Origin of the sequence: Algoriphagus winogradskyi, assembly GCF_900182815.1 — a bacterium.
Taxonomy (GTDB): Bacteria; Bacteroidota; Bacteroidia; order Cytophagales; family Cyclobacteriaceae; genus Algoriphagus; species Algoriphagus winogradskyi.
The window spans coordinates 513,477-525,647 of record NZ_FXUA01000003.1 but is presented as its reverse complement, the minus strand read 5'-3'; the positions used below and the strand labels follow the sequence as shown (position 1 = coordinate 525,647).

General features: G+C 37.1%; 17 protein-coding genes. 15 read left to right on the top strand and 2 right to left on the bottom strand.

The features are described 5' to 3' along the window. Positions 1 to 3 precede the first annotated feature (3 nt). From QOL76_RS10685 to QOL76_RS10675, 3 genes are all read left to right on the top strand, one after another. On the top strand, positions 4 to 330 hold the full coding sequence (locus QOL76_RS10685; protein ID WP_283412951.1) for a hypothetical protein: 327 nt from the start codon (positions 4 to 6) through the stop codon (positions 328 to 330). A gap of 166 nt (positions 331 to 496) precedes the next feature. Then, positions 497 to 958, top strand: coding sequence for a hypothetical protein (locus QOL76_RS10680; RefSeq protein WP_283412950.1), 462 nt, complete (start codon positions 497 to 499; stop codon positions 956 to 958). Positions 959 to 1,006: 48 nt separating this feature from the next. Further along, positions 1,007 to 1,273, top strand: coding sequence for a hypothetical protein (locus tag QOL76_RS10675; RefSeq protein WP_283412949.1), 267 nt, complete (start codon positions 1,007 to 1,009; stop codon positions 1,271 to 1,273). A gap of 154 nt (positions 1,274 to 1,427) precedes the next feature. On the opposite strand, the gene QOL76_RS10670 is transcribed toward QOL76_RS10675, so the two are convergent. Then, complete coding sequence (locus tag QOL76_RS10670) at positions 1,428 to 1,625, bottom strand: single-stranded DNA-binding protein (RefSeq protein ID WP_283412948.1); 198 nt, start codon at positions 1,623 to 1,625, stop codon at positions 1,428 to 1,430. A gap of 281 nt (positions 1,626 to 1,906) precedes the next feature. On the opposite strand from QOL76_RS10670, the gene QOL76_RS10665 reads away from it, so the two are divergent. Continuing rightward, positions 1,907 to 3,355 (top strand): MBOAT family O-acyltransferase, encoded by a 1,449-nt coding sequence (locus tag QOL76_RS10665; RefSeq protein WP_283412947.1) that lies wholly within the window; start codon positions 1,907 to 1,909, stop codon positions 3,353 to 3,355. A 3-nt stretch (positions 3,356 to 3,358) separates the two neighbouring features. Beyond that, positions 3,359 to 4,405: an alginate O-acetyltransferase AlgX-related protein gene (locus QOL76_RS10660; RefSeq protein WP_283412946.1), complete on the top strand. Its 1,047-nt coding sequence runs from the start codon at positions 3,359 to 3,361 to the stop codon at positions 4,403 to 4,405. A gap of 156 nt (positions 4,406 to 4,561) precedes the next feature. On the opposite strand, the gene QOL76_RS10655 is transcribed toward QOL76_RS10660, so the two are convergent. Then, positions 4,562 to 4,933, bottom strand: coding sequence for a single-stranded DNA-binding protein (locus QOL76_RS10655; RefSeq protein ID WP_283412945.1), 372 nt, complete (start codon positions 4,931 to 4,933; stop codon positions 4,562 to 4,564). 261 nt (positions 4,934 to 5,194) lie between these two features. On the opposite strand from QOL76_RS10655, the gene QOL76_RS10650 reads away from it, so the two are divergent. The 10 genes from QOL76_RS10650 (at position 5,195) to QOL76_RS10605 (ending at position 12,000) form a co-directional block, all read left to right on the top strand. Next, positions 5,195 to 5,842, top strand: a complete 648-nt coding sequence (locus QOL76_RS10650) for a DMP19 family protein (RefSeq protein WP_283412944.1) — start codon at positions 5,195 to 5,197, stop codon at positions 5,840 to 5,842. A 210-nt stretch (positions 5,843 to 6,052) separates the two neighbouring features. Beyond that, positions 6,053 to 6,571 carry a hypothetical protein gene (locus QOL76_RS10645; RefSeq protein ID WP_283412943.1) on the top strand — a complete coding sequence of 173 codons (519 nt, stop codon included), beginning with the start codon at positions 6,053 to 6,055 and terminating at the stop codon, positions 6,569 to 6,571. A gap of 146 nt (positions 6,572 to 6,717) precedes the next feature. After that, positions 6,718 to 7,374, top strand: coding sequence for a hypothetical protein (locus tag QOL76_RS10640; protein WP_283412942.1), 657 nt, complete (start codon positions 6,718 to 6,720; stop codon positions 7,372 to 7,374). A gap of 89 nt (positions 7,375 to 7,463) precedes the next feature. After that, on the top strand, positions 7,464 to 8,024 hold the full coding sequence (locus QOL76_RS10635; RefSeq protein ID WP_283412941.1) for an XAC2610-related protein: 561 nt from the start codon (positions 7,464 to 7,466) through the stop codon (positions 8,022 to 8,024). Between the two features lie 58 nt (positions 8,025 to 8,082). Further along, positions 8,083 to 8,844: a polysaccharide deacetylase family protein gene (locus tag QOL76_RS10630; RefSeq protein ID WP_283412940.1), complete on the top strand. Its 762-nt coding sequence runs from the start codon at positions 8,083 to 8,085 to the stop codon at positions 8,842 to 8,844. 85 nt (positions 8,845 to 8,929) lie between these two features. Then, on the top strand, positions 8,930 to 9,319 hold the full coding sequence (locus QOL76_RS10625; RefSeq protein WP_283412939.1) for a hypothetical protein: 390 nt from the start codon (positions 8,930 to 8,932) through the stop codon (positions 9,317 to 9,319). Positions 9,320 to 9,574: 255 nt separating this feature from the next. Then, on the top strand, positions 9,575 to 10,078 hold the full coding sequence (locus QOL76_RS10620; protein ID WP_283412938.1) for a PH domain-containing protein: 504 nt from the start codon (positions 9,575 to 9,577) through the stop codon (positions 10,076 to 10,078). A gap of 111 nt (positions 10,079 to 10,189) precedes the next feature. Beyond that, positions 10,190 to 10,771, top strand: coding sequence for a YdeI/OmpD-associated family protein (locus tag QOL76_RS10615; RefSeq protein WP_283412937.1), 582 nt, complete (start codon positions 10,190 to 10,192; stop codon positions 10,769 to 10,771). A gap of 81 nt (positions 10,772 to 10,852) precedes the next feature. Beyond that, on the top strand, positions 10,853 to 11,104 hold the full coding sequence (locus tag QOL76_RS10610) for an FUSC family protein (RefSeq protein ID WP_283412936.1): 252 nt from the start codon (positions 10,853 to 10,855) through the stop codon (positions 11,102 to 11,104). 302 nt (positions 11,105 to 11,406) lie between these two features. Then, positions 11,407 to 12,000, top strand: coding sequence for a hypothetical protein (locus QOL76_RS10605; RefSeq protein ID WP_283412935.1), 594 nt, complete (start codon positions 11,407 to 11,409; stop codon positions 11,998 to 12,000). Positions 12,001 to 12,171 lie beyond the last annotated feature (171 nt).

Below are 12,171 nucleotides of genomic sequence, written 5' to 3'. Positions count from 1 at the left end.
TTTATGGAAAAATCAGATTTAATAATTGTGAAAGCTCATTTTAAACTATATCCAACGGAAGAAGGTGGACGCAAGACTCCAATAATTTCAGGATATAGACCAAATCATGTTTTTGAATATAAAGACAATTCGAATGAATTGGTTGCGACTTATATCGGGGATATAAATTTTGAAGGACAAGAATTCTTATCACCTGGAGAATCAATAATAGCAACAGTTCGATTCTTAAGACATGGCGATATTGATAGGTTCATTCAAACTGGACGGATTTGGTGGATTCATGAGGCATTAAATAAGATTGGAGAAGCAGAAATAATGGAAATACAATAATGCACATACCCACAACACATAATATAAAACAGTTGGGGTTCAAGGGTTTGCGAGCATTTGTTTTTCAAACCAACTTTTCCAACGGTGGATACGAACGCACTCCGAAAACCCAACCGTTTCATATTGTAAAACGTTATAGGGCATTTTAAAGACCGGCACATAGACAATGAAATTTAAGAATTATAAATCAGCTATTCACAACTTTGTAGACTCATTTCAGAGTTTGGACTACTCCAAAAGTGGGAAGTTGGCTTTTAATGTTCTAATTCATTTGAACAACCTTAAACTTAAACCTTCTGTAACATTTGACTTCATTCACAAGACAATTCAACCAGAAGAAGCAATTTCAAAAGAAAGTAAACAGTTGCTAAACGATTATCATGACTGGTTGCCGACACATTTTAAAAATCACAATTGCGACCTTGATAAACTTGAAAAATTAACTATAGACATTTCAGCAGACTTTGACCAAGCCTTTTATCCTTCAGGTATGAATAAAGCCAAGCAAATATCCATAAAGACAAATACCAATTGGAAAGCTAACAACAGAGACGAAGAAACAATAGAAATTATCTTGAATGAAATAGTTGATGATTACTATCTAAAAACAGGAATTCCTGAAATGTGATTTACAAATGAGAGCCTATCTATACATAGACAATGATAAATTGGAGAAGTGAACTTTTTAGTTACAGACGAAAGTATGGGCGGAATTGGCGGAGACCTAATCGCAAACGACAATTACAAAAAATATCAGCCGACTATTCAACAACATTTTGAGAAGCAAGGAATTACTAACATAGACAATTTTAATTTCCGAATTCTTCTTGAAGACAACATAGAATTAAAACCAGAGGGCGGTATTGGTGTATCAGACTCCGCAGACTTTGACGAAATTTACGTTGAATCTGCTGGGTTGGACCTATCAAAACTTCAAGAATGACAATGGACAAAAAAACGCTCTATAACAGCACCTACCCAAAAGGCAGGGTTTTGTGTTCCAAAAACAGTTTGGTGGTTAAAGTCACGCCCTTCGGGTTTCCGCGAAACGTTAAAGCCAATTCATAAAATGGTCAAACTAATTCCCACGATAATACTTAGCCTTTTTTGGATAAATGCAAGTATTGCACAGATTTACTCAGATGTATTAGAAAGAGTTCACCTTTTTGGTTTTTAAAATACTCGCTAGTAGCGAGGCATACTTTACCTAAGATCTTGCCGCCTTCCAGATTTTTGATTTCTACTTTGGATCCTAGACGTCCGATTAGGTATACTTTGTTTCTTTGCGTGCTCATAATGATTGTTGTTTTGGTTAGAAAATTTGTTTGTCGTTGTCGCCGGAGGAAAAACTATGATCCAAAGTTGGGGATGGGTCAGGGCTAAGTCGGTAGCTAGTCGTTTGTATTCGATAGTATCTGTTCCTTGTTGGATAAAGTGGATTTTTTGACTTTTGAAGGTGGTTGAAGTTTTAGAAAAGTTTAGTAGGTTTATGCCAACCAAGATTGCAAGGGGAATACTGCTCATCGTGTAGGTTCACTGTGACCTCCCAAAAATTATCTTATCGATTAAAAAATAGATGCTTTTTAATTCCATAGACTTTGCAGTATTCTTACCGATAGTATTTACGATTTATTGGTTTTTGGTAAACAGAAACCTCAGGCAGCAAAATTTTTTAATAGTCGTAGCAAGTTTGGTTTTTTATGGCTGGTGGGACTGGCGATTTCTATCTCTAATACTTTTTTCTGCGGTGGTTGATTTTCAGATAGGCAGAAGACTCAGCAACGAGGAAAGTCAACCTAAGCGGAAGATTCTTCTGTGGATAAGTATTTTAGTGAACCTAGGCTTTCTTGGTTTTTTTAAATATTACAATTTCTTCCTTGATAACTTTATTGGTGCTTTTTCATTTTTTGGGAATGAAATTCAAGCGAATTCTCTAAATATCATCTTGCCAGTGGGTATTAGCTTTTATACATTTCAAACGTTGAGCTACACTATAGATGTATATCGAAAAAAGTTAACCCCTACGAATGATTTTGTGGCATTTTTAGCTTTTGTGAGTTTTTTTCCGCAATTGGTGGCCGGGCCTATCGAAAGGGCAACGAATCTCTTACCTCAGTTTTTTGAAAAACGTAGATTCGACTATTCCAAGGCCGTTGACGGCATGCGTCAGATACTGTGGGGATTATTCAAAAAGATAGTTATTGCTGACAACTGCGCTGAGTTTGCCAATTTGATTTTCAACAATTCAGAAAACTACTCTGGAAGTACCTTAGCCTTTGGTGCACTATTTTTCACTTTCCAAATTTATGGAGACTTTTCGGGCTACTCTGATATAGCAATAGGGACTTCTCGTTTATTTGGTTTTGAGCTAAAACAGAACTTTGCTTTCCCATATTTCTCAAGAGATATGGCAGAATTCTGGCGCCGTTGGCATATTTCCTTGTCCACCTGGTTTAGAGATTACTTGTATATCCCACTCGGCGGCAGTAGAGGTGGAACTTGGATGAAAGTGCGCAATACTTTTATCATCTTCATTGTAAGCGGTTTTTGGCATGGAGCTAACTGGACCTTTATCGTGTGGGGAGTGTTAAATGCGATTTACTTTTTGCCTCTTTTGCTGACTGAGAATAACAGGAATAACCTAAATGTGGTAGCCAAAGAGAAATACCTGCCTAGTTTCAGGGAATTTTCTTCGATGGTCTTAACTTTTGGCTTAACAGTGTTTGCATGGATATTTTTCCGAGCCAACTCTATGGGGCATGCAGCCACTTATATCGCTGAAATTTTTTCTCCTAGTTTATTTACGGTGCCAGATTTTGAAGGGATAGGCAGGGCTTTCAGGTTATTCTTACTGGTGATTACTTTCATGTTAGTAGAATGGAGAGGACGAGGAGATCAGTATGCCTTAGAGAAATTGGGTTTGAAATGGAAACGACCTGTACGTCGAGCACTCTACTTTGGGATCATTATTTTACTCTTTTGGTTCGGACAAAACGAGCAGCAGTTTATCTATTTTCAATTCTAAGGCATGAGAAAATTCATCTTAAATACGCTCGTTTTTGTAGTTCCTTTTTTTGGATTGTATGTGTTCAATTTGTTCAATTATAGCCAAAGAGGAGCAGAAGGTGATCTAGCGCGTATGGGGTATTTTTATGCTAATCCTTCTCCAAGAAGTGTCATTGACAGCCAGCATGTTATACCTAAAGAATATTTACTTCTTTCTGAGGTTGGGTTTGCATCAAATCAGAAATTTGATGTGATGACGATAGGTGATTCTTTTACAGAGCAGGACAACTTGGGGTATAAAAATTACCTTGCTGCAACGGGAGCTTCCGTCTTGCATGTAGATAGATTTATATCAGGAAGTAATCCAATTCAGACTTTGGTGTCATTGATGAATTCAGGTTTTTTTGACCTGATCCAGCCAGAGTTTGTTGTGTTGCAGTCCATAGAGCGGGATTTGAATGATAGAACGCAGACTATTAACTTTGATGAGAGATTGGATTTAGAGATCCTTTCCAATGAGGTCAAGCAGCACAAAAGAGCAACTCCCAATTACGATCTTCAGTTTTTCTCAGACGCAACGCTGAAAATGCCCTTGAACAACTTTCAGTTTTCCTACACAGACAAGCCCATCTTCTCCAATACACATCAGGTGAAAACCAACAGAACTGATTTGTTTTCAAATTCCCCAGATAAGTTGCTTTTCTATAAATCTGACCTTAGAAAAATGGGAGCAAAAAATGATTCTTTGAAAACTCTAAACAGCGTCAAAGTATTAGGTGAATTGAGCGCATTGCTCTCCAATATCAATATTGAATTGATCGTGTTAATCAGCCCCGATAAATATGATCTGTATTATCCTTACATAGCGGACAAATCGAGTTTTGTTACCCCTACTTTTTTCGCCACGTATGACAAAGCTCCTAAGGCTTACTATAACGTAGATGCCTATAGAGTTTTCTCTGAGAAAATGGGAGTGGAAAAAGATATCTACTACTATGACGACACGCATTGGTCGCCTGTAGGAGGGAAGATCGTCGTGGATGAGATTTTGGAAATAATGAAGAAGTAATTCTCAAACCCAATCCAGGTGCTTATCAGTCAAGAATAAACCTGGCTTTGCAAGTGATGGAGTGTAGCATTGAGTAGCCCCCAAAAAGTATAATACATCTTGAGGGCTAGGAGGTAAATTTATTTATGTTGTGAATTAGAGGGGGAATCCTTTTTCCTAAAAAGGAAGATCCGCTTCTTCAGACACGTTTGCTTTTCTTTCACCCATCAGTAGGATGTTTTGTACCACTACCTCAGAAATGTATCGCTTGACACCTTCTTTGTCTTCGTAGGAGCGGTTGCTGAGTTTGCCTTCTATGGCGATTTCAGAACCTTTGTCAGTGTACTTGTCAAGTAATTCGGCTTGCTTGCCCCAGGCCACGATGTTGTGCCAGGTAGTTTCTTCTACGCGTTCACCTTTTTGGTTTTTGTAATACTCGTTAGTAGCGAGAGATACTTTACCTAAGGTCTTGCCGCCTTCCAGATTTTTGATTTCTACTTTGGATCCTAGACGTCCGATTAGCTGTACTTTGTTTCTTAGCGTGCTCATAATGATTGTTGTTTTGGTTAGAAAATTTGTTTGTCGTTTTCGCCAGAGGAAAAACTTATGATCCAAAGTTGAGGGATCGGTCAGGGCTAAGTCGGTTGCTAGTCGTTTGTATTCGATAGTATCCGTTTGTTGTCGGATAAAGTGGGTTTATTGGGCTTAAAAGGTGGTTGGGGTTTTAGAAAAGTTTAGTAGGTTTAGAAAGAAAAAAGCGCAGTTGCGTATATACAAGTGTTAGCGGTCAGGCTAAAAGACGAAACGACAATGACAAGAACATTAATAATAATGGGAATAATAACGACAATTCTAAACTTGTTTGGCTGTTCAGGACAGACAAAGAAATACGATAGCGGGCTTTCCAAAGAAATGGAAGAACAACTTGCTAATTCAGTTGAAGTATTTAAAAACAGACCAATTCATAAAGAACTGACTGAACAAATTATTGACACAACTGCGGACGAAAATTTATTACAAGTGGTTTTTGACAACCTTTCTGAAAAACAACCAGCCGATTACGAAAAGGAATATGAAACGGTAATGTCTTGGAACAAATCAAGACAAGCGATTTATATGATTTGGGCATTAGAAGCAGAAGTGAATAATGGCGGTTACAACCAATTTTATTTCAATTCAAGCGGACAGTTTTATAAACATTTACCTGACGCTTTAAAACTTGTAGGAGCACCAAAGTTTGCTGACTTGACCAAACGAGCCAACGACACATTTGAAAAGGAGAACCCGAAAATAACTCAGCACCAAGACGGAACAATTGAAGGATTTAGCAAATCATATGACGACAATCCATTAAACGACTTTGACACAGAATTTTACGAACTTTACAAAAATGAAAACTTGCAACAAATTCAAGTTGACTTCATAAGGAAAAACAAAAAGGAATTTATAGACAAATGAAATGAAAAAAAGAAGCCCGAACCGCTAACACGGGTTTTGCGTCAGACGGGGTGAAGTTGAAACTTGGAGCTTTCTACTTCTATTCAAGTTAAGTGCAGGTTGACAGTTTTGTGCTCCGAAACCCGCCCGAGCGCCAAGCCCGAAACCGTAGGCGTGCATGCAAACCAACAAATGACCGATTGACCAATGGGATTTGGATTTAACCTTGGAATGATTTTAATAGTTCTGCCTCTAACAGGACTTCTTCTCCTAATTTGGTTGATTAGCAGAAAGAAAATATTCGGAATTTTTCTTGCAATGATATGGGGTGGGATTCTTGGACTTGTTCTTCTGTCAGCAGCCCTACGACCCTTCTTTGAAAAAATCAAACTCGATAAAAACGACTATTACGGTGAATACATTATCGACAGAACCTACTTTCTTGGAGAACAAGCGGATTGGCAATACAATCACTTCAGATTTGAAGTTACAGAAGACGATTCAATTTTTTTCCATGTGACCGAAGGAGAGAAGATTATCAAAACCTACAAAGGGACAATTTCAAGTCGACAACCATACAGTTCCACTAGACTGGCAATAACCATGAATCAACCGACCCACCATGTTGTTTCAGGTAACCCGACAACCTACCGCGACATTTGGGATTTTCACCTTGTATTTTATTCTCCTAAGTTTAACAACATGTATTTTAGACAGGGAGAATGGGAACCAATTGAAGAAAAAAATTAAAAAAAGCACGACACGCCAACAACAAATAAAGCTAATGCGGCCATTACGTCTTCGGTTGACCAACACGTCTGAAGAAGTAAATTTCGGTACCTTCAAAATATCGGAAAACCGAACTAGCTTTATTCAAACCGTTGCCAAACATTAAAATGAAAAGGACAATCTTTATTTTGGCTTTATTTCTAACAAGCTTCCAAATGTTTTCGCAACAGTTAGAGTGCGCTTGTGACAGTATGGAAATTGTGGAAGAGAACCGATATAAATGTGAAATTCAAAATTTTCAAAATGGCTCTCGACTTTATTGGCAATGGAACTGTGATTCTTCTTGGTTGACATTTGAGAATAAGGAAAAAGTGATTCTCAAATCTTGTGAAAATGAAACGGTATATGGTTGTCAAAGAGCAGGCCTTGGTTTTTTGAAAGAGTACAAAAACTACCTCTTGTTTCAGTACGAATGGATTAGTGGATGTTGTGCATCACCAGATATGGTTTTTATAAACAAAGAAATAGGAAAGGAAATAAAGAGAATCCCTCATGAGCAATTTGTTTGGGGCGACATAGAGAAAGACTACTTGCTTTATTTTTCCGACAGTACATTCACTTCTTTAGTTTTATTAGATCATTTGACAGATAAAAAAAATATACTTGAATTTGCACCTAAACAAATTGATAATTCTATAAGTGAGAATCAAGTTTTGAGATTGACAGATTTATTCGAAAACATTGAAAAAAATGAAAATCTGGTAACATTCGATTTTCGTTCTGCCGATGGAGCAGTGACTCCAAAAAGAATAGAGATGAAATGAGAATCATGGGGCAAGAAGACCAATACGCAATTCCCTTCAGGACAATACGCATAAGCAGAGCGTTGGGGCATATGACCAAAAAAATATCTATGTCATTAATTCTTATTTTAATAGGTGTTGCTTGCTATGCACAAAAGGATATTAACGTAGTTAAGTGGACGATGAGCGAAACGCAATTTGAGCTTAAAGTATTTTCGGATTATGAGATGGACGTGGCGAGACCGAATACTGAAATAATCTTATTCCGGAACGGACAAGAGATCATAAAAGATTCTATTTCTATTTACAACGGGTATTTTGAAAATCGGTTTGAAGACATGAACTCTGACGGATTCAACGATATTCTCATTTACCAAGGGAGTGGTGCGAGAGCAAATGAAACATATAACCTATACATCTACCAAGCAAATACCAATGATTTTAAAAAAGTAATCGCATTTAATGAATACCCTAACATCTCTCCCACTGACGAGAAAGGAGTTCTTGTATCAATGATTTTAACAGGAGTGGTAGACTATAAATTTTTCTTTTTAAAGGATAACGGTGAATTAATTGACTTGAGGATTACTGTAATAGACGAAAATCGTGACGGTAAAGAATATGAGAAAGGATTAAAAGAAGCAAAAAAATACGTTGCACAAAACCTATAAGCAATAGCGCCCGTGAGACGCTACTGCTCATAGCCAAACGTTGGCGTGCATAAAAAAAATGAATACCCGCACCATTTTGTTCCATAAGAAAATGAAGAGAATCCTAACGATAATATTGTTGTTCATAGGAACAATTGCCTTTGGACAAAGCGTTCAAATCGACACATTTCGACTTGAGAAAAGTGAGCGATTTAAGGATATTCAATCTGACAAGATGAATTTTCCAATTATTAGTTCAGGTAATAAGAAAGTAGACTCATTGATAAATACCGACCTAAAGAATCGCTTTACAGACAACGAATATCCAACGGACAATCTTGATTCGACTCTGACAAGATGGGCAGGAGACCAAATTGTTTTTCTTGGCTTTCAAGTTACTTACAATCAAAATGGAATTCTATCAATCAACGTAAGTGCCGAAGGTTGTGGAGCGTATTGCACTAGTTGGACAGATTATTTCAATTATTCGACCCAAACGGGAAAATGGCTTGATATTAACTCGATTGTTGACACTACAGGGTTATTCAGGGAAATGGTTTTCAAAGACAAGAAGGAGCAGTATAATGAAGCAAGCCTTGAACTTAAAGATGTTCTTAACGACTCTGATTGGGGATTAACTCAAGATGAATATGATTCTGCGATTGAATATTATAATGAGTGCGACAACACCTTTAATCTTAATCAATTTGCCCTTTATCCGAACTCCATTGAAATAATAGAAGAATGCCGGCTACCTCATGTGATGAAACCATTAACACCAATAATTGAATTGAAATATAGATTCTCTGAAATAGGAGAGTATTTAAAAATAAAAATCTAGCCACAACGGTTATAGTGCATACCCTGCGGGATACGCACCATAAGCGAACAGTTAGCAAACATTCCTTGCACAGAGAACTGAACTCATGATAAAATACCTTTTTCATCAAGCAGGCTTAACAATTGTATTCTTCATGATTTGGATTGGAACGACCAACTTGCCAGGTGGAGAAGTAGGTATGGCTCCTTTTTTACTTGGAATATTTCTTTTAATCCAGTTAACTATTGGGATCCTACTCAGCCTATTCTTTAGAAAACATTTAACAACGACGAACACCATGTTAATTGGAATGCTCGTCTACATTGCAATTTACGAACTTGGGCCTGTTGCGATTGGTAGCGAACCCATGATATTGGGGATTTTTGAGAAAGGAGCGAAGGGAGAAATGAACAGAGCATTCGGCCTAATACCATTGGTCGCTACTGTCTTTACACTCATTGCAATCGCAATTCGGGAAAGAAAACGTCCGACATAATACATTTGCTAACAATCGCTGAGGGGGAATGCGCCAACTGCCACTTTTTAGATTTCAGTGCGAACTTCACCAAGAATCTGCGGTTGGTAAAAATTGGTACGTTCTACTAACCTCAGCTCAAAGGATTTATCATCTTTATGTGCACTGTGCTACTTGGATACTTTGGGAGTACCGGCAGATACATTAGTTTTATCAGAGCTTGCTAAGCCAGGGTCGTTAACTCCCACTTTGAAAAAACACAGAATCGATTAAAACATGGGGCAAGACTTTAAAATAGAATTTGATTTTGACCCAAAAAACGAATGGAGAGTTTTTAGAAAATCAATTATTTTTCACATTGGGACACTTAGTGGATTTATTTACTTTCTCGCAACTAAAGAAGGTATTGGACTTTTTTTAGGGTTTGGTTTTCTATTATTCGCGCTACCTCAATTGGTTTTACATTTTCAATACAAACTGAATGACAGAAGGAAAAAAATAATAGTAAACCATTCACAGCAGACAATTAGAATTGAGCATAATGGTAAGCTTGAAAAAGAATTTCGATTTAAAGACATAAATAAAATCATTAGGTATAAGGGACAATGGGACGAGGAAAATATGACGTATGCTCTACCAACCTTTTTTTACAATTACACGGAAATTGTTCTTAATGACGGTTATAAAATATTCTTCTCTGACTTTATAGCAAAGAACCTTGGATTAAAGAATATTGAAATAGAGGAAAAACTATCCTTATTAAATTTGATCCAATATTAAGTGGCTGTGAATATGAGGATTCGCAGAATTTATTGGCCAAAATAATCTTTAAATTTTAAAATATCTTTTAGGTCACCTCAAATACCCAATCCTTAGACAATTGAAAACATAATGCCTAACAAGGACCCAGAAACATACAGTCCCACAAGCCGAACAGATTGGCGTGAATGGTTATTGAAAAATCATCAGTCACAGCAGTCTGTTTGGCTTGTTTATTATAAAGCATCATCAGAAGTTACTACCCTAAGTTGGAGTGAGGCAGTTGATGAGGCGCTTAGTTTTGGTTGGATTGATAGCACCAGAAGGCCAATTGACAGTGAGAAATTCATGCAGTATTTCAGCAAGCGAAAAGCAAAAAGTAATTGGTCCAGGATAAATAAGGATAAAGTAAAAGCTTTAATTGATCAAGGACGTATGACGGAAGCAGGCTATAAAAGTATTGAAGTTGCCAAAGAAAATGGGTCTTGGGAAATTTTGGATGAAATTGAAGCTTTGGTAATTCCGGAAGATTTAAAGAAAGAACTAGCGAATCACAAAGGTGCCTTTGAGTACTTCGATAGTCTTAGTAAATCCAATAAGAAGATATTGCTTCATTGGGTGCTTTCTGCCAAAAGACCAGAAACAAGGCAAAAGAGAATTGCGGAAATTGCGGAAAGTGCTCGTGATAATCTGAAACCTATGCAGTTTAGGTAATAGAACTTTATCTATTGAAATTTGCTCTTGGGTTACCACGCATAAGTCTTATTTTTCTAACCATAATCAGAAAACAACCAAATGACAAAAGAAGAACTATCTGCATTAACAGATCAGGAACTGCTAGACAAGGCTAAAAAAACGAAAACGAATTCCTTGATAAATGCGCTTTTTATTGGGGTTATGATTGGGGTGATAATTTTTAGCATCTGGAAAAACACCATAGGGTTATTCACTTTAATCCCGCTGATTTTTGCATTCAAGCTATTCAATAATTCTAAAAATGATAAAGCTTTAAAAGAGCTTTTAAAAGAACGGAAGTTGAATTACTAATGTCGTATCAAATCCGGTTTTTTAGAATATGTAGATCTGGATAGCGGACCTAAGCTCAATTAGTCTACTTGGCCTTGCTATTTTAGAATTCCGTAAATTCCCAGCAAAACATAACATATAGATTGTTTATTATATATCGACCTTCTTCCCTGCCAGTAGGGAACTCAAAGCAATAAAAGGGGAAGTTAAAGCATGCATTGGGGCAGCTTCAGTCATCGGTCTTCAGGCCAGCAAACGAAGATGTTACTGCTACTGGCATCATTGCAGATATGTAATTACTAATAAATCAAAACTCATAAAGCATGTGGTGGCAATATCTTTTGGTATTTATAGGTGCACTTTTATTTGATATCGTCCCTTTTCCGTTTCTGCCGGCATTTACGATTATGGTTTTCCTCCAAATCATATTTAAGCTCAATATCTGGTTGGTAGTGGTGATAGGTGTGGTGGGATCTGTTTTAGGCAGGTATATTCTTCTGCTCTATACCCCATTTCTTGCCAAGAAATACCTGAAAGAGTCTAAGAATAATGACATTCAGTTTCTTGGGGAAAAAATGAAAGAGAATGTGTGGAAGGGACAACTGTTGGTGCTTGTTTATTCCTTGTTGCCACTTCCCACCACTCCGCTATTTCTGGGTGGAGGGATTTCAAAAATCCAACCCAAGTATATTATTCCTGCTTTCCTGATAGGTAAATTTACTAGCGATACGCTTGCCTTGTTTTTGGGTGCCTATGCTGCAGAAAATGTCCAGGCAATAATCGATAATGCGGTTTCTTGGAAATCATTGGCAAGTCTATTATTAGCCTTTTTCCTGCTTTTTTGCCTATTTTTTATCGACTGGCGGACTCTGATACAAACCAAGAAATTGGTTTTCAATTTTAAGGTCTTTAAGTAGCTAAGGAGTTTGGTGTTAATATAAAACCAATAAGGCTCTATTAATTCTTTAAACTGATAAGGTGTACCAGTGAATTATTCAGGTTTTTGCCTAACAACTGTTTAAGATATTTTTATCCTAATCTACCTGTAAAGGAAAATAACATTAACTCAAGAATGTGTTGGAATGTAA